This window comes from Microbacterium sp. NPDC091382, assembly GCF_044757025.1.
Lineage (GTDB): Bacteria > Actinomycetota > Actinomycetes > Actinomycetales > Microbacteriaceae > Microbacterium.
On sequence record NZ_JBIVUD010000001.1, the window covers coordinates 1,158,761 to 1,174,536 of the forward strand.

General features: G+C 65.7%; 17 protein-coding genes and 1 tRNA gene. 9 read left to right on the forward strand and 9 right to left on the reverse strand.

Features of this window, described 5'->3' with window-relative positions; genetic code table 11:
• Positions 1-5: 5 nt before the first annotated feature.
• Entirely contained in the window at positions 6-1,031 is a 1,026-nt protein-coding gene (locus ACIQLK_RS05615) for an alpha/beta hydrolase (protein ID WP_400363315.1), read from the forward strand.
• Positions 1,032-1,072: 41 nt separating this feature from the next.
• On the opposite strand, the gene ACIQLK_RS05620 is transcribed toward ACIQLK_RS05615, so the two are convergent.
• Positions 1,073-1,672 carry a TetR/AcrR family transcriptional regulator gene (locus tag ACIQLK_RS05620; RefSeq protein ID WP_400363316.1) on the reverse strand — a complete coding sequence of 200 codons (600 nt, stop codon included), beginning with the start codon at positions 1,670-1,672 and terminating at the stop codon, positions 1,073-1,075.
• 111 nt (positions 1,673-1,783) lie between these two features.
• Between ACIQLK_RS05620 and ACIQLK_RS05625 the strand changes: the two genes are divergently transcribed.
• Together ACIQLK_RS05625 and ACIQLK_RS05630 are read left to right on the forward strand one after the other, a co-directional pair.
• Positions 1,784-2,608, forward strand: coding sequence for a sugar phosphate isomerase/epimerase family protein (locus ACIQLK_RS05625; RefSeq protein ID WP_400363317.1), 825 nt, complete (start codon positions 1,784-1,786; stop codon positions 2,606-2,608).
• Positions 2,605-3,732 carry a Gfo/Idh/MocA family protein gene (locus ACIQLK_RS05630; protein ID WP_400363318.1) on the forward strand — a complete coding sequence of 376 codons (1,128 nt, stop codon included), beginning with the start codon at positions 2,605-2,607 and terminating at the stop codon, positions 3,730-3,732. The genes ACIQLK_RS05625 and ACIQLK_RS05630 overlap by 4 nt, the downstream gene beginning before the upstream one ends.
• A gap of 58 nt (positions 3,733-3,790) precedes the next feature.
• Here ACIQLK_RS05630 and ACIQLK_RS05635 read toward each other — a convergent pair whose 3' ends face one another.
• The 3 genes from ACIQLK_RS05635 to ACIQLK_RS05645 all read right to left on the reverse strand — a co-directional run bounded on the left by ACIQLK_RS05635 (position 3,791) and on the right by ACIQLK_RS05645 (position 5,077).
• Complete coding sequence (locus tag ACIQLK_RS05635) at positions 3,791-4,240, reverse strand: BLUF domain-containing protein (RefSeq protein ID WP_400363319.1); 450 nt, start codon at positions 4,238-4,240, stop codon at positions 3,791-3,793.
• The gene (locus ACIQLK_RS05640) at positions 4,237-4,488 is read right to left on the reverse strand and encodes a hypothetical protein (protein ID WP_400363321.1); all 252 of its coding nucleotides are present in this window, start codon (positions 4,486-4,488) and stop codon (positions 4,237-4,239) included. Before ACIQLK_RS05640 ends, ACIQLK_RS05635 begins: the two co-directional genes overlap by 4 nt.
• A gap of 97 nt (positions 4,489-4,585) precedes the next feature.
• Positions 4,586-5,077, reverse strand: coding sequence for a YajQ family cyclic di-GMP-binding protein (locus tag ACIQLK_RS05645; RefSeq protein ID WP_400363323.1), 492 nt, complete (start codon positions 5,075-5,077; stop codon positions 4,586-4,588).
• Positions 5,078-5,170: 93 nt separating this feature from the next.
• Here ACIQLK_RS05645 and ACIQLK_RS05650 point away from each other — a divergent pair, with 93 nt between their 5' ends.
• The 4 genes from ACIQLK_RS05650 to ACIQLK_RS05665 all read left to right on the forward strand — a co-directional run bounded on the left by ACIQLK_RS05650 (position 5,171) and on the right by ACIQLK_RS05665 (position 7,082).
• Entirely contained in the window at positions 5,171-6,016 is an 846-nt protein-coding gene (locus tag ACIQLK_RS05650) for a LysM peptidoglycan-binding domain-containing protein (protein ID WP_400363324.1), read from the forward strand.
• 50 nt (positions 6,017-6,066) lie between these two features.
• Entirely contained in the window at positions 6,067-6,381 is a 315-nt protein-coding gene (locus ACIQLK_RS05655) for a hypothetical protein (RefSeq protein WP_400363326.1), read from the forward strand.
• A gap of 40 nt (positions 6,382-6,421) precedes the next feature.
• Positions 6,422-6,910 carry an FBP domain-containing protein gene (locus ACIQLK_RS05660; protein WP_065571409.1) on the forward strand — a complete coding sequence of 163 codons (489 nt, stop codon included), beginning with the start codon at positions 6,422-6,424 and terminating at the stop codon, positions 6,908-6,910.
• An 87-nt stretch (positions 6,911-6,997) separates the two neighbouring features.
• Positions 6,998-7,082, forward strand: a tRNA-Tyr gene (locus ACIQLK_RS05665).
• Between the two features lie 239 nt (positions 7,083-7,321).
• Here ACIQLK_RS05665 and ACIQLK_RS05670 read toward each other — a convergent pair.
• The 3 genes from ACIQLK_RS05670 to ACIQLK_RS05680 all read right to left on the reverse strand — a co-directional run bounded on the left by ACIQLK_RS05670 (position 7,322) and on the right by ACIQLK_RS05680 (position 11,396).
• Positions 7,322-8,953 (reverse strand): hypothetical protein, encoded by a 1,632-nt coding sequence (locus ACIQLK_RS05670; protein ID WP_400363328.1) that lies wholly within the window; start codon positions 8,951-8,953, stop codon positions 7,322-7,324.
• A gap of 209 nt (positions 8,954-9,162) precedes the next feature.
• Entirely contained in the window at positions 9,163-10,050 is an 888-nt protein-coding gene (locus ACIQLK_RS05675; RefSeq protein ID WP_400363330.1) for a hypothetical protein, read from the reverse strand.
• Positions 10,051-10,472: 422 nt separating this feature from the next.
• The gene (locus tag ACIQLK_RS05680; protein ID WP_400363332.1) at positions 10,473-11,396 is read right to left on the reverse strand and encodes a hypothetical protein; all 924 of its coding nucleotides are present in this window, start codon (positions 11,394-11,396) and stop codon (positions 10,473-10,475) included.
• A 138-nt stretch (positions 11,397-11,534) separates the two neighbouring features.
• Between ACIQLK_RS05680 and ACIQLK_RS05685 the strand changes: the two genes are divergently transcribed.
• Both ACIQLK_RS05685 and ACIQLK_RS05690 read left to right on the forward strand, forming a co-directional pair.
• Positions 11,535-11,948, forward strand: coding sequence for a hypothetical protein (locus tag ACIQLK_RS05685; RefSeq protein ID WP_400363333.1), 414 nt, complete (start codon positions 11,535-11,537; stop codon positions 11,946-11,948).
• A gap of 166 nt (positions 11,949-12,114) precedes the next feature.
• Positions 12,115-12,330, forward strand: coding sequence for a helix-turn-helix transcriptional regulator (locus ACIQLK_RS05690; protein ID WP_400363874.1), 216 nt, complete (start codon positions 12,115-12,117; stop codon positions 12,328-12,330).
• Between the two features lie 1,142 nt (positions 12,331-13,472).
• Here ACIQLK_RS05690 and ACIQLK_RS05695 read toward each other — a convergent pair.
• Both ACIQLK_RS05695 and ACIQLK_RS05700 read right to left on the reverse strand, forming a co-directional pair.
• On the reverse strand, positions 13,473-14,618 hold the full coding sequence (locus ACIQLK_RS05695; protein ID WP_400363335.1) for a hypothetical protein: 1,146 nt from the start codon (positions 14,616-14,618) through the stop codon (positions 13,473-13,475).
• A 69-nt stretch (positions 14,619-14,687) separates the two neighbouring features.
• Positions 14,688-15,512, reverse strand: coding sequence for a PIN domain-containing protein (locus tag ACIQLK_RS05700; protein ID WP_400363337.1), 825 nt, complete (start codon positions 15,510-15,512; stop codon positions 14,688-14,690).
• Between the last annotated feature and the right edge of the window lie 264 nt (positions 15,513-15,776).

Sequence of the window (15,776 nt, forward strand, 5' to 3'; positions counted from 1 at the left end):
CCGCGATGACGGGCGTCTGGGAACGGGACGTCCTCGGGCGTCCGTTCGAGCGCCTCACCCTGCCGTTGGGCAGCGATCACGAGGGTGAGGTCGTTGCGACGCTCGTCCGGCTCGGTCCGCCGACGCTGGCGAGCTTCACCGGTCCGCTGCGCGACGTCGACGTGCTCTACCTTCACGGCTGGTCGGACTACTTCTTCCAGGTCGAGCTCGCGCGGTTCTGGGCATCGCTCGGCGCGCGGTTCCACGCGCTGGACCTCCGCAAGTACGGTCGGAGTCTGCGGCCCGGTCACACCCCCGGCTTCGTCACCTCGCTCGACGTGTACGACGCCGACATCGCCGCGGCGCTCGAGGCCATGGGGCATCCGCTCGACCGCCCGCGCACGCGTCGTCGCCTCGCGATGATGGGCCACTCGACCGGAGGTCTGACGGCCACGCTGTGGGCGTCCCGTCATCACGGCCGGCTCGATGCGCTCGTCCTCAACAGTCCGTGGCTGGAACTGCAGCTCGGGACGCTGGGCAGGCAGGCGTTGTCGCCACTCGTCCAGATGCGCGCACGAGTGGACCCATTGGGTGCCCACCCCGTCGTCGATCTCGGGTTCTACACGCGGGCGCAGACCGAGGTCGGGGCTCTGCCGGTGCGCGGGTACCGGCGCGAGTGGCGACCCGAACGCGGCTTCCCGACCCACCCCGGCTGGTTGGCGGCGATCGTCGAGGGGCACCGGCGGGTGTCGGCGGGAGTGGATGTCGGCTGCCCGACCATCGTGCTGCTCTCGATGAAATCGACGAACCCTTTCGCGTGGAACGCGGAGATGACGGGAAGCGACTCCGTGCTCGTCGTCGACGACATCGCCAGGGCTGCGCCCCGGATCGGTCGAGACGTGACGCTCGTGCGCATCGAGGGCGGCATCCACGACATCTTCCTGTCGCGACCGACGCCGCGTCACCACGCTTACGAGGCGCTCGAACGGTGGCTCACACGGGGTGCGCTCGGCCGCTCGCGCGGCTCGCGGCGAGCCCGAGCGTCAGGCTGACCGCTACCCTGCGAGCGGCTCGAGGTGCGCCGTCGGCGGCATCATGCCCGCGGGCGCAACAGCGTGCCGAGTGTCTGAAGAGTCGACTCGAGCCCTACGGCGGGGTCGAGGAGCCACTGGATCTGCAGACCGTCGGATGCCGCGATGAGGAGAGCGGACAGGTGCTCAGCCGACACGTCGTCGCGCACGAGACCTTCTTCCTGCTGCTGCCGGATGCTTTCGGTGATCGTCCTGCGGAGGACCTCGAATCGTGCGGAGAAGAAGTCCCGGCCGACGCTCTCCTCGCTCTCGAGCGACGCGGCGAGGAGTGTGGAGTAGAGGGTCACGAGCCCGGGGATCCCGACGTTGCGCCGGGCCGCGTGGATCATCGTGTCGATGCCGGGTCGAAGGTCCGGCGGATTCTCATGGTTCTGCTCGGCCTGGGCGTAGACGGCGACGAGGAGCTGCTCGCGAGAGTCGAAGTAGTGCAGCAGCGCCGCGTGCGACACCCCGATGGCCTCGGCGATCCTGCGGAGCGACGTGCCGCTGGCGCCGCGCTCGCGGAACACCTCGATGGCGCGGTCGAGGATCTCCTGCCGTCTCGCGACGCCCTTCGGCCGCGATCCACGACGGCCGATCACCTCGTCCTCGTCCTGGCCCATGGGGACAGAGTAGGGCGGCGAGACCAAAACCTCCACCTGGAGGTTAATTCTGATATCGTCGGGGCCACGCCGCCCCGCGGCATCCGACAACGACGTTACGAAGGATGGTCCATGGCTCTGCCACTCGCCTCAGTTCAGCTCTACACGCTCGCCAAAGAGTTCAGCGAGGACATGTCCGGATCGCTCGACAAGCTGGCCGCTCTCGGTCTGCGCAACGTCGAGGCGTTCGACTTCGTCCGCCGTCCCGACGAGATCCGCGCGGCCCTGGACGCCAGCGGTCTCGCGTCACCCACCGGCCACGCACCGCTGCTGTCGGACGAGCTCTGGACGCCGGACGGCTCGATCCCCACTCCCGCTCCCGAGATCGTCTTCGAGGCGGCCGCGAAGATCGGCATGACCACGGTCATCGACCCGTTCGTGCCCGCCGAGCGCTGGTTCACCGAGGAGGGTGTCGCCGACATCGCCGAGCGCCTCAACGGTCTCGTCGAGACGGCCGCCGGCTTCGGCATGACCGTCGGCTACCACAACCACGCGCAGGAGTTCGTGAAGTCCTTCGACGGGCAGACCGCCTACGAGCGCTTCCTCGAACTCACCGACGACCGCGTCCAGATCGAGCTCGACCTGTTCTGGGCGCTCACCGGCGGCCAGGACGTCCCCGCGCTCGTCGAGAAGCTGGGCGACCGCCTCGTCGCGGTGCACGTGAAGGACGGCATCGCGCCGGCATCCAACCCCTGGGCGCCCGGTTCGGACTCGTTCGGTTCCGACTCGCTCGAGCAGCTGCGCGCCGGCACCGGTGACGTCCCGCTCGCCGCCTCGCTCAACGCCGGCACCGGGATCAAGTACGCCGTCATCGAGTACGACAAGGCTCCGGGCGAGGTGTTCGAGGACATCGCTGCGTCGTACGCCTTCCTGAAGGACGGCGGGTTCATCGCATGACCGGCCCCGTCGGAGTCGGCATCGTCGGTGCCGGCGTCATCAGCCAGACCTACCTCGAGAACCTGACATCCTTCCCCGATGTGAGGGTCGTCGCGATCGGCGACCTGATCCCCGAGCGCGCGAAGGCGAAAGCCGAGGAGCACGGCGTTCCCTCCTGGGGCACGCTCGAGGACGTCCTCGCCGATCCCGACGTGGAACTCGTCGTGAACCTCACGATCCCCGAGTCGCACATCGCGGTCTCGTCGCAGGCGGTCGCCGCAGGCAAGCACGTGTGGACCGAGAAGCCGCTGGGTCTCGACCGCGAGGGGGCGCGTCAGCTGTTGAAGGATGCCGAGGCGGCGGGTGTCCGCGTCGGCTCGGCGCCCGACACGATCCTCGGCCCCGGGTTCCAATCCGCGAAGCGCGCGATCGCCGACGGCGTCATCGGCACCCCGCTGTTCGTGCAGACGGCGTTCCAGACCCAGGGGCCCGACCTCTGGCACCCCGAGCCCGCGTTCCTGTTCGCGAAGGGTGCGGGCCCGCTCCTCGACATGGGGCCGTACTACTTCTCGGCGCTGGTCAGTCTGCTGGGGCCCATCGCGGGGGTCGCGGCCCGTGGTTCGCGCTTCCGCACGGAGCGTCACATCCACACCGGACCCCGCGCCGGCGAGACCTTCCCCGTCGAGGTCCCCTCGTCGGTGCAGGTGCTGTCGACCTTCGAGGGCGGCCAGCACGGCACCCACCTGCTGAGCTTCGACTCGGCGCTCGAGCGTCACGGCGTCGTGGAGATTCACGGCACCGAGGGATCGATCGTGCTGCCCGACCCCAACCGCTTCGACGGCCCGACCCGGTACGTGAAGCCGCTGGGCGTGTTCCGCGACGGGATGAAGACCGAGCAGGAGTGGATCGACGTGGAGCAGCAGGGCACCGTCGTCGGTCGTGGTCTCGGAGTCCTCGACATGGTCCGCGCCATCGCGGAGAACCGCACCCACGTCGCTACCGGCGAGCTCGGCTTCCACGTGCTCGACGTGCTGCTGTCGGCGCAGGACTCGGCTGAAACCGGCCAGTACCTCGAGATCGACAGCACCGTCGCACCGGTCCCGCCGGTGCCGGTCGACTTCGACCCCTTCGCCAGCACGCTCTGACCCGCTGACACACCGACGGCCCGGACCCCCGCAGGGTCCGGGCCGTCGGTGTGTCAGGTCAGCGCGGCTGGTTGGCGCGGACGCGGAACCAGAGACTCAACTCACGCGCCGCGCGCAGGGTGGCCGACGGGTCGTCGTGGGACTCGAGGTCGTCGAAGGTGTCGCGGAAGCCCTCGGGGGCGGCGTTCTGGGGCATCTCGATCGGCTCGAAGCCCATCGTCCACTCGGCGAAATTCCGTTCCTCGGTGAACTCATCGATGAGGACCCGCAGGTGGTCGTGACGAGGATCCCGCTCGATCTTGCCCATCGTCTCGCGGACCGCCTGCTCCGGGCCTTCGAGGATCTGGATGAAGCGCCCGTTGCGATAGAGCAGCATCCCGGTGATGTCCCGCTCGGCATTCGCCGCCCGACACTGCTGCAGCAGCTCCCCCAACGCTTCGTCGCTGAACGGCTCGGTCGCGGTGCTCGAATACACGACGGAGAACACGGTGTCATCGGTGGTGGTCATCGGTTCTCCCGGATCGTGAGGATGCCGTTCACGCCCGGCTCGGGGATCGGAGCGGACGAGAGCGTCCGCATCGCCGAGACCAGATCGGCGAAGGTGCCGACCGCCGCGGACCGCATGTCGAACGCGACGTATCGTCCGTCTTTGCGTCGCTCGATGTAGCCGAGGAAATTGCCATCACGGCTACCGACGTGGAAGCCGTCTTCGACGCGGGCCCAGACCGTGCCTGGGGATGAGTGGTGCTCGGGCACGGGGACCTCACTTGCTCGTGGTGCTGAACGACCACGCTAGGCGAGGGGTCCGACACCCGCGCGGGCTTGACAACCCGCAGAGGTACTTACCCTCGCGTCAGCGGTAGTTGATGAACTGGAGGTCGACGTCGAGATCGGCTGCCTTCAGCATCCGCTGCACCTCCTGCAGGTCGTCGCGGGACTTCGACTGCACGCGCAGCTCGTCGCCCTGGATCTGCGCCTTGACGGACTTGGGCCCCTCGTCGCGGATCAGCTTGCTGATCTTCTTCGCGTCCTCGGAGGAGATGCCCTCCTTCAGCGTGGAAACGAGGCGGAACTCCTTGCCGGACGGCTGCGGGTCCTCGGACTCGAGGCTCTTCAGCGAGATGCCGCGCTTGATCAGCTTCGACTGGAACACGTCGAGAACGGCCTTCGCGCGCTCATCGCTGTTCGCCTTGATGAGGATCGACTCGCCGCTCCACTCGATCGAGGCGCCGGTGCCCTTGAAGTCGTAGCGCTGCTCGACCTCCTTGCGCGCCTGGTTGAGGGCGTTGTCCGCCTCCTGACGATCCACCTTGCTGACCACGTCGAACGAAGAGTCTGATGCCATGCGTTCGAGGGTACCGCTGCACCGAGCGGATGCCGCGGGTCCCGGCATCCATATCGTTGCGCGCCCGTGATCCCCGGCCGCTAGCGTCGAGACATGGATCGTCGGGGGAAGATCATGCTCGGTATCGCCGTGGGGGCTGTGGCGGGATTGCTGGCGCTCGCGGCGCCGGCGGTCATCGGCATGATCCCGACCGACGAGGTCGTGGCGGAGGCGCCGTCGCCGTCTGCCACCCCGGAGCTCGTCGTGACGCCGACGCCCGAACCGACGCGGATTCCTGAGCCGACCCAGCCCGCTCCGGTCGAAACCACTCCCGCCCCGCCCGAGAGCAAATGCCTCGGGGTGGCGCCCGGAAAGGATCGCGGGTCGATCTCGCCGGGTGCGACGGGAGTCGTGGAGCGGTCGAACGCGAAGGGGCTCGCCACCGTCTACCGCGTCGTGTCGAATGACTCGTACTGGGCGATCGTCGAGCGCTTCTGCCTCGACAGCGGCGACTTCAACGCCGCGAACGCACTCGATGGGCCGGGAGACATCTACGAGGGCGACTACCTCGCGATCCTCTCCGAGGGCATGGAGACTGCGGTGGCACTCAACGAGGCGAAGAAGGGCGGCTACCGCACCCATCAGGACTGCGACGGGATCGCCCGGATCGAACTGTCCGAGCCGGATTCGTCCGGTCGGATAGCCGTGAGCATGACGGGAAAGCTCGTCGACACCGGTGTGGGCGAGTACGCCGAGGGTCCGGTCGAGAAGGTCGACGGTGCGCCGACCGTCTATACGGTTCAGCCGGGCGACACCTACCGCGGCATCGGCGACCGTTTCTGCGTCGACGCGATCACCGTGCAGCACCTCAATGAGGCAGGCGGGCCGGAGCGCGTCCTCCAGCCCGGAGACCGCGTTCAGCTGCGCCCGACGAGCCGATCGATCGAATCGAAGGGATGACCGCCGCGCGCCGACGGTGACCACGCGGCTCGCGCCTCTACCCTGACCAGGTGAGCACGCCCGCACCCCCTCGGCTCGCGCAGCGCGCCTGGGGCATCGCCGCCGTCGTCATCGTCGTCCTGTCGGTCCTGCCGACCTTCCTGGTCCTCCTGCTCGTCGCGACGGTCGACGAGCAGTACGGCTGGCTCCTCATCGTCACCTTCGCGTTGCTCGTCGCGGGCGGGTCGGCGGCGATGCTCGCGGGCCTCGTCGGGGTCGTCTTCGCCGCCATCCGACGGAGCGGCTTCCTCTGGCCGGCGATCGGAACGGTCCTCGGGATCGGACTCGTCGGCGCCGCCTCGATCATCCTGGCGGTCGGCCGCTGACGACGGAGCCGCGGCATCCCATGCTTCGTAGACTGGAGGGATGCGGCCGCTGACAGAGGACCAGTTGCGCGACGTGCTCGTCAATGCGACGAGAGACGAGCGGGAACGTCTCGAACTGCCCCACGACTTTCCGATCCTCGAGTGGGATCACCTCGACTTCCTCGCCTGGCGAGACCCCACGACACGCAGCCGGGGCTACGTCGTCGCCGAGATCGGCGGCGAACCCACGGGCATCGTGCTGCGGGCCGCGAACGGCGCCGCCCACGCCCGATCCGCGATGTGCAACATCTGCCACACGATGCAGCCGGGCAATCAGGTGACCATGTTCACCGCGCGCCGCGCGGGAGACGCCGGTGATCGCGGTGACAGCGTCGGCACCTACGTGTGCGCGGATCTGACCTGCCACGACAATGTCCGTATCGCCGCTCCGCTCGCGCCGAGTGAGATCCGCGCGAGCGTCGATCGACGGATCGACGGCACTCGACACCGTCTCGAGTCCTTCGTGGAGCGGGTCGCGACCGCCGCCTGACGGCTCGGTTTTCGACAAGCCCTCCGGGAGGGTAGTATCGGTGATCGCGCCTCCGGTCGACTGAGAAAGCCGGGCGGGTGCGCACTTGGCGAGTTACCCAAGCGGCCAAAGGGATCTGACTGTAAATCAGACTGCATTGCATTCGGGGGTTCGAATCCCTCACTCGCCACCATGGGTTGTTCGACCTTCTCGCAAAATTTATTCGGACAACTAACAGAGCGAAGAGGATCGCGGTGAAAACCGTGGTCCTCTTCCTCGTTCTCGGGCTCTGAGGGCCGCTCTCAGCAAGCCCTGCGAGTGTTCGTAGTAATGATCGGCGCTCGAGACTGGACCTCAGACACGGCGAATAGCTCTCCAGTCGTGAGGCTGGAGAGCTGATGTTCAGGTATTCAGTTCAGGGACGCGGTGCGGCTAAATGCGCAGTTGGGTCTTCGACTTGGGTGGGGCATCGCGGTCACCCGAGTTGCGCCGTCGAGTCTGACGGTGCGTCAGGCGGGTGCGGGCGGGAGTCTTGCGCTGGCGCCGGCTGCGTTCGTCGATGACAGTAACCTCGTCTTGTCCCTCCAATGCCTGCTCGGCCTTGTGCTCGAGGAACTGGCGAATCTTCGTGAGGTTCGCTGCGGCAACCGCGATGACGACGAGGATCGACTTCGCGGTCGCGCCGCGCATACGGAAGCGTGCTGGCTCAGCGAGGCTGTATCCGGAGGCGTTCTTCACGAAGCCGTTCACTGATTCCACGTTGTTGCGTAGATGGTGGTAGTGGTTGGCCCACTCGTCGCTCTGGTATTCGTAGTGCTGTCCGTGGCGGCCGGAGTCCGCGACGTTGAAGGTCGTGGAGTGCAGGTTTTGGCAGACCGCGGGCATGTGCTTCGGGTCGGGTGCCAGCTGGAGCAGCGCACGCCCGTCTTTGCGTGTGTCGACGACATCGGGTTTGAGTGTGCATTTGAGGAGCGGGTTGGGACCGGCGGCCCCGCACTTGAAAGGGATGTTGCCATTGGGTTTCATCGCACCCTTCTCACGGAACCGGTAGGTGCTTCGAGTTGCGAGGCGGGCTCTCCAGAGGGATTCGAGGTCTCGCTCTCGTTGTTTGCGCTCGTCTTTCGTCAGCGGCAGCTTGTCGAGGTTCTCGATTCCTTCGCGGTAGTACTTCGTTGCGTGGATGGCGTCCTCTGGCGTGTGCGGGTCGTACCAGGTGCCTTCGATGAGGATCGCGCCGTGCTTGTACCCCTGGATGCCGAGTTCGTCCTTGGGGTAGTCCATGAGGAGTTTGACACCAGCGCGGCGGAGCGGGATCTGGAGGAGCTCGGCGTCGCCTGCGGGCATGTAAGCGCGGTCGGTGGCGAGGTGCTCGATGGTGTGACCGCGTTCCCAGAGGTTGTCGACGAGTCGTCGCGCGTTGGCGGCTGGTTCGGCGCTCGGGATATGCATCGTGAAGCCCACCACCAAATTCGGGACGTCGCCCGCAGTTACTTTCCCGCCGTTGCTGCCGGTGACGGCGAACTCTGCCTCCTGGGCGTACTCGATGATGCGGACCTGCTCCCCCTGCTTCGGGAGGGTTCCCTTCTTGGTGCGCAGGTAGAAGCCAGCGTCGGGCTCGGATGAGACGCGGGCGTTGTCCGGGAGCGCAGCTAGGCGTTCCTTGCCGATGCCGCGCGCGTGGGTCTTGAGCCTGGTCGCGTCGATGGCGAGGGAGATCTTCTTCGGCCGGTACTTGACCGGCAGCATCTTGTAGGTCGCTTCGAGAATCGAGTTCTGAAGAATCTCCCGGCGCCGGCGACGCTTCTCGATGATGTCCGCGTTGTCTTCTCGCCATTTCAGTTCGTCGCGGTACTCGGCGACGGTGAGGCGGCGGTGCCGGTTCCTAAGGGGCTCGGCATCGACGAGGTCGAAGATGCGGGTGGTTGCGCTCCGTGCCCGGTCGTAGATGGCCTCGGGGCGGGTGAAGGCGTTCATCTCGTAGCCGAGGATGGCGGCGGTCTTCGGTGTGAGCCGTTCTAGGAGGACCAGTGTGACGCGTGTGCAATGCATCGGCTGCTGTTCCATCGCGAGGATGAGCCAGACGATGAGAACCGTCCGCATGGAGATGAACGCCTCACGGCCGCCCTTATAGCTGCGGTCCTGCGACTGCCAAAGTGTCAAAAGTCGGGGGAGGTCCGACTGGTCGATGATGTGTGCAGCCTTCTTGATGGTCAGAGTGTCGATGGGCGGGCGCTTCGTCTCGTCGTGCAGCGCGAGCGAGTCTGCTTTGCGGCTCATGCGGGGTCGCAGACGGCGAGGAGGTCTTTACGGTGGGGGGCGTGGGTCCGGATGATGCGGGCGAGGCTCCGCACGTTCGTGAGACCTGCCATTTGTGCGAGGGCCTGCGGGCTGTGACCTTCGTTGATGCGCGCGACCAGCCAGGTGTTCCGGGCGCGTCCCGCTGTGGGACTCGCGCCGTGCGTGTTGCGAACCGCGTCCAGGACAGCGACGGTGGTGCGAAGGCCACCAGTGGGGGAGACGAGGTAGCCGGGCGTGACCTCGGCCGCTGCCACGAGAAGCTCTCTCCACTCCGGGTCTGCGTGTACCTGGCGGGCGCGGGTGCCGGGGATGTTGACGATGACCGCGTCACCGGCGGCGCTGACGTGGTCCTTGTGAACCTGAGCGACCTCGCTCGCGCTCAAGCCGCACCCGAGGGTGAGGCCGGCGAAGCCGTTGGCCGTTATGCCCGAAAGGTGGTTCGGCTGCCAGGTCGCCCAGTCCCGAATCTGCATGAGCGCTTTCAGGTCGTAGACACGGAACGGGTTCGTCGGGGTGGTGCTGCGTACGCCGTTACCAAGGGTCGCTTTCGGGAGTCCGGCGACAGCGCGGAGCAGGTTGCGCTCTTGAATCGCTACTCGGCTCGACACCTCCGTGGCCCGATAGAGCTCGTATCCGAACACGAGGTCTTCGCGAAGGCTCGTCCGCGAAACGGGTGCCGCGCCTGTCGAGTACAGCCAGTCAAAGAACCCGGCGAGGGCGATGATGCTGCTCCGCGCGACGTTGATGGTGCGGTTCGCGGCGTAATCGGTCGCGAGGGTACGAACAAGCGTCCCAATGGCATCCCAATGGTCGGCTGGTGTGTCGCCGCGGTAGCTCGTGATGTGGTCCGAAATCTCCGTCATGTGTGGGGCTATGCGCCAGACGGCTAAATGAGCGCCGATTTCGGGCGAGTGTTGCAATTCTCGCAATATGTCGTCGCTTATCGTCGAGAAGGCGCAGAATAGGATGGTGGGAGTCGCGAAGTACAGCCCGGCAGATCTCTGCGACCAACCAGGTGCCTTCGGCCGCCGCAGCACTACCTGGGCCGTAGCCCACGCGTCGCCGGCGGCGGAGTCGCGGCGCTCAGCCGCGATGCTCCAGCACCACATCGCGATGGGTCTCCGCGCTTCTCTCCGAGCGAGACGGGTTAGCCAGGAGGGTCTCGCAAGGGAACTCGGCTGGAGTTCTGGCAGGCTCTCGCGAGCAATGTCCGGCGCGGCGCCGGTGTCCGTGGAGGATCTCCTGTTGCTGTCCACGGTGAGCGGCGCGAGCTTCTTGGCGGCCGCTACGGCCGCAGGGTTGATCCGGGAGTCGGGCAAGGAGAATCTGCAGTACTTGCAGGGGTATCTCGAGCATCAGCTGTCTCAGGTGCAGGCAAGAATTGCTGATAACGCACGAGCGCATCCATCGACTTGAGTCCCGCCCAATGCAGAAGATCTTGCATCGGGACTCCGACGCTGAGGTTTCGCACTAACCAGGTCGCCCTCATGCGTTGCGTGGTCGGCCCAATTTCCTGGGCGACGCTCCGCTGCACAAAAGTGTGCACGACGTTCTTGTGGAATTCGATGCCGGGCCGAAATAGCGATGCGTCCCAATGCTCGGCGCGCCTGGCAACGGCGCGCAGGTCCTCGGTCCATTCCCGCGCGACTCTGACCGTGCGGGGGCTGTTCCCACTGATCACCGTGAGGTGCGAAAAGTCGAGATCGATATCCGCCGCGCGCACTCGCGAGAGATCCCTCGTTGGGAGACCGGCGCCGATGCCGAGCGTGATGAGAGCGTGAGCGGATCTTCGTGACGCCGGGTCGCGCTGCAATGTTGCCCACGTTCGTAGCTCTTGGATCTGCGCGGCCGAGTACGGCGCGGAAGGATCGGCAGCGCGCAATCGCGGCAGTGGCCGGTCAGTGTCGATGATTCCTAGGGCCTCGCCAACTCGAAGGAGAATCGATCGGTGCCGAGCCATGGTGGAGGGCCGCGAGGTGGGGATCATCGACACGGAGTAGGCGATGACATCTCGGCTAAAGAGCACCTCCGCTCGCAATGGCATGCCTGCTACGAGGTGCGCCCAATGAGCGTGGTGCGCCACCGAGTGCAGAATCGCCGCTTCGGGATATCGCACGTGCTCCGCAACCCGCGAGGCGACATCCGACACAAACGGCTTCAGCTGTCGCCATTCGTTCTCCGCGAACGTCGGCGTGTACTCGCGCGTCATCGCCTGCCACAACGTGGCGACGTGGACATGCCGCGCGGACACAGATAGCGATATACGCATTCAAATCGAAATAACGGCAACTGTATTTGAATGTCGTAAACCGGGTGACGCAGTCTGTCCTCAGATGGAGGACGCAGAATGCCGCGCGAGATGACCGAGGTGGGATTCGAGCCACGCGATATGTTCGCGCAGCCGAAAGCTTTCGGCGTGGTGAACGCGACTCCATCGCCTGCTGATGGAGTGCGCGCCGATGACTGGCGGTACCGCGCCGCCGTAGTGCAGCATCGCTTTTCTCGGACTGTCAACGACGGCCTTAAGTTGCGTGGCCGGCATCGGAAAGAATTCCTCGCGCCATACGCTGACGTTCGCAGTCTGAGTATCGGCCGAGTAGGCAGAGTGCTCCGAGGCGAGCAGCTTGCGACGATGGCGGACCTGGCGTTCTGGGCTGAGCATTTCCCCGAAGTGGTCGAGCGGCTGCGCGAGTACTTCGACTGGTGGGTCCAGGACCAAAGGCGGCTATCGGACCACGAGCGCGAACGGCGCCAACCGTGACACGCGCCGCAATCAGTAGGCACGTCGTTTCCCGCTCAGCTTCAGCATGCCACCGGAGCGTAATCCCGGTTTTCTTGGATAGTCAATATGTCGATGCCGCTTGCTGTGCCGATCGGGGAGCGACTCGGTGACCTGGGACTCGAAGTCCGCGGCGCGCCTCGGGGGCGTGCTTCGAGAACTCCGACTGTCCATGGGACTGACTCAGCAGGGGCTCTCGGACCGAGCGGGCGTCACGAAGAACCAGATCCAGCTCATTGAGGCGGGGCGTGCTGAAGCTGGTGAGCACGCCGCGCCCTCGAACCCCCGCATGGCAACACTGGCGAGACTCTGCGCGGTGTTTGACCTCTCGGTGGCGGATGTCCTCGCACGCGCCGAGGTCTAGCGAAGGCTGAGGCGATCCGGTGCGAGCTCCGTCAGGATCATCCGCCCCGGATGCTGGGGATCTCGTCACCGGCATCGGGCCGTTCGGCCCATGCAACCGGGCGGAAGAATCCGCCCGGCACACATAGCCTCCGTCGGCAACATACATGACGGTCCCGCACATTGGGCAGTTCGGCTGCTCGCCGACATCGAACTCGTCTGACGCGTAAGGCATGCGGCGAGTGTAAACAGGCGCAATCAGACGGCGCCGCTGCAGTGTCGGCGCACCCTGACATCCTCGTCATGAGAAGGGGATACCGGTCGATGGGCACGAACAGGCGCTATTCCACCTCCATCGATGCACGCATGGACGATCGGATCCTTCAGGGCGTCGCCGCGAAGGGTGCGCTACGGTCGCTTTCTGCGGCTGAGCTGCGTCTCGACGAGCGGCCCCTGACGATCGACCCGCGGCCGCGAAGGAAGGTCCGGGCCTGGGTGCGATTCGGCGACACCCCGATACGAGTCGATGCGACCGCCGCCCGGTGGACGCCGGATGCCGTGGGAATCGTGTTCACGGTAGACGGGGTCGAGCACCGTTGCTGGGTATGGGTGGGTGCGGTTGATGAGGTCGGCGCAGTGACCTCGCCTCGACAGCGCGTGCCATAGGCGCACGCTGGAATCAGCTTGGCGAAGGTGATGGCCGCTCGTTCCTCGGGGTAGAGCGCTGCGAGGGGGGTGACGCCGCGCACGTTCGAGGAGCGCATCGCAGGATCGTTATCGGATCTGGATCGTCCGCGGCGGCGTCGCCGACGCATAGCGCGCTCAGAACATCAGGCTCGGCGCTAGGTCCGACCTCATCGGGTCGTGCTAGCGGCAGTCAGAGCCTCGATGCTTAGATGCATGCGATCGATTCGCGGTCTCGAAGTCGGGCGCAATGAATCCCAACCCCATCAGATGTCCCCTCCGCCGCGCCCGCCGAGGAGCCACCATGATGGATCACAGTTTCGGGCCGCGACGCATCGCGCGGTTGCGTTGCATTTCCTTGGCAGAAGCGAGCGGAGAACCGGCGTATGCGGCCGAAGGTGATGTCGAGATAGTTCACCGCGGGGGCGCCGGGCGGGCCTTCGCGCGGAGACACTTCTCGCCACGGCAGCGACTGGAGGTCTACGCAATCACGCCAGCTTCCGCGAGCCACTCTGAGACTGCGCGGTCCCAGGCTTCCTCGTTCCCGCGAGAGACAGCACTGATCACGGGTTTGAACCTATCCAAGACGGTCCCCGAGTCCATGCTTCTCAGCCACGCTTCGAAAGCCGCTCGATGCTCCTCCCCGTACTGACCAGCCAACATCTCCAATAGGTCACGCCGGAGCCCCTCGCCACTCATCCGCCGCACCATGCGCTGGGTGGCAGATGACGGGCCCGCCGCGCTCCACGCGGATTGTATGTTCGCATAGCCAACAAGAGTGTCGAGGTGCGGCGGAATCGGAGGGCCCTCGGTGGTTCCGGCGATGAGGATTGGAATCGCCTGCTTCCGCACCCATTCCTCGATGTAGGTGACTTCCTTCATCAAGGTGATCCACTCGCCGCTGCTCGGGCGTTGAACGACGACATCCGGCCACACTGACACCCCTTCGCGCACACCGAGGGGTACGGAGGCCAGCACGTCGCCAACCTGGACGTGGTCTCGGTGTCCAAGGGGTTTGCGGACGACATCGGAGTCCAGATCGACGCGACCAACACGCGTCAGAGCCACAGCCGGCTCCCGGTGCTTCGCGAAATTAGTGTGTCCCACGAGAGCGCGAAGCGGATGCGACGCGGAGTCTCGCCGATGCAGCGGTTGCAGCCTATGCAGGCGCTCACGCAGTTCGCTGCCAAGGTCGAAGAGCCCGAGCGACACCCTGTCCTTCCGGCGCGTCCACCCGTGGAAGTCCTCCTCCTTCTCAGCAGCAGGCACCTCAAGTGCACGCGCCTCCGCCTCTGTCAGATCACGACCGACCCGTAGTAGTACCTCGGCGTACAGGGTGTGCTCCAGCACATTGCGCATCTGATTCAGAGCATCAGCGAGCAAGCGAGGCACCGCTTCGGGCAACGGAAGCGTCCCGACGAGGACTACCTCCTCGTGAGTGCTGGTGTAGCGCGCTTTCAGTTGCAGTGGGTCGAGAGCGAGATAGCCTTCCAAGGCCAGCGTCAGGCTCTCTACCGTCGCGTCGATGTGGGCGAGCGAGTAAAGGACGTGCTCTTGATGGGCCGGCAACCAGACGCCACCTGGTCGTTTCGCCATCCATCTCTGCGGCCGCTGAACGGATGTCACCTGACCACGGTAAGGCCATGTTTCGCGTGATGTGTGGCCGACGTCAGCGAACGACAGCACGACCACCATTCAGTCTGCGTCGGTAGGAACGAGCGTCGCCAAGCCGAGCTTCTCCGCGAGAAAGCGCAGGGACAGGTCGTAGCTGGCGACCGCGACCTTTTCGACATACGGGAGCACCGCCAGTGCGCGGTCAACGATCGCCGCGTCGTTCGACGGAAGCCTTATGTGACGAAGGTCGTCCATCATCAACACTGCACTGAGGCGCCCGTCTACGACGTCGTTGTCCCGGAGGTGGCTGCCTGGGAAGAGCTCCGACAGGCGTCGAAGCGCGTTGCGGGCGAGCATCCTCTGCGGCTGCTTCGTTCCATCCGCCGCAACGTGGGAAGAGTTGCTCAATTTGAGGCTGTCAAGCTCAGAAACGACGACGAGTGGGACACCAAGTGTGATCGGCTCATCCGGATCCCAGTTCAGTCGCCCCGCCCACTTGATTTCGACTAGCTCGGCGGAGTGGCGGAGGAGCACGTTCGTGTCGAGGACAACGACCTGCTTGTCACGCCACAGGCCTCTCGCGGCCTCAACAGAGGTATACGCCGCGTCGAGGTGCTGCACTGTGGTGCGAATGGCATGGTCGACCGCGTCGTGAGTACTGCGCTGCCCAAGATCGGTTTGAACTCGCGCAAGGTCGAACTCGTGGGTAAGGAAGATCGCCCGGATATCGCCATCGTCCAACGTGTCACGCAGCGCCGCGACCTGGCGATATACCCACTCGGTATAGAGACTGACGGGATTCGCGAAGAGCCTGCCGGAGGTGAGGAGATCCCCTGCCTCCTGACGTGCCGCCGAGATTTGCTGCGCAGCGATATTCGCCCGGACACCGGGAAGCAGGTTCACCATGGCTTCGCTTTCAAACAGTCATATGCGGTGGCACGTGTGGTGGCCGCAGCCCGACTGTACCGTCTGTCCCGGCGCCCGCCCTGGCTTCACGAATGGCAGCGAGTCGGCTCCCAACCGTGAATGGACGGGACCGGTTCAGGGCGGTGGATCGCATGGGCATGAGCGTTGCGCCGCGTCAACTATTCGGGCAGAATCCCGGTATGCCGGGACCGGGTCCCTGGAACGAGCGGAGGTCATTGGTGAAGACGTACGCGACGGCAGCCA

Coding starts and splice junctions, on each gene's coding strand:
- ACIQLK_RS05615 (WP_400363315.1), top strand. CDS start 6: ATGACGGGCGTCTGGGAACGGGACGTCCTCGGGCGTCCGTTCGAGCGC.
- ACIQLK_RS05620 (WP_400363316.1), bottom strand. CDS start 1,672: ATGGGCCAGGACGAGGACGAGGTGATCGGCCGTCGTGGATCGCGGCCG.
- ACIQLK_RS05625 (WP_400363317.1), top strand. CDS start 1,784: ATGGCTCTGCCACTCGCCTCAGTTCAGCTCTACACGCTCGCCAAAGAG.
- ACIQLK_RS05630 (WP_400363318.1), top strand. CDS start 2,605: ATGACCGGCCCCGTCGGAGTCGGCATCGTCGGTGCCGGCGTCATCAGC.
- ACIQLK_RS05635 (WP_400363319.1), bottom strand. CDS start 4,240: ATGACCACCACCGATGACACCGTGTTCTCCGTCGTGTATTCGAGCACC.
- ACIQLK_RS05645 (WP_400363323.1), bottom strand. CDS start 5,077: ATGGCATCAGACTCTTCGTTCGACGTGGTCAGCAAGGTGGATCGTCAG.
- ACIQLK_RS05650 (WP_400363324.1), top strand. CDS start 5,171: ATGGATCGTCGGGGGAAGATCATGCTCGGTATCGCCGTGGGGGCTGTG.
- ACIQLK_RS05660 (WP_065571409.1), top strand. CDS start 6,422: ATGCGGCCGCTGACAGAGGACCAGTTGCGCGACGTGCTCGTCAATGCG.
- ACIQLK_RS05670 (WP_400363328.1), bottom strand. CDS start 8,953: ATGGAACAGCAGCCGATGCATTGCACACGCGTCACACTGGTCCTCCTA.
- ACIQLK_RS05675 (WP_400363330.1), bottom strand. CDS start 10,050: ATGACGGAGATTTCGGACCACATCACGAGCTACCGCGGCGACACACCA.
- ACIQLK_RS05680 (WP_400363332.1), bottom strand. CDS start 11,396: ATGACGCGCGAGTACACGCCGACGTTCGCGGAGAACGAATGGCGACAG.
- ACIQLK_RS05685 (WP_400363333.1), top strand. CDS start 11,535: ATGCCGCGCGAGATGACCGAGGTGGGATTCGAGCCACGCGATATGTTC.
- ACIQLK_RS05700 (WP_400363337.1), bottom strand. CDS start 15,512: ATGGTGAACCTGCTTCCCGGTGTCCGGGCGAATATCGCTGCGCAGCAA.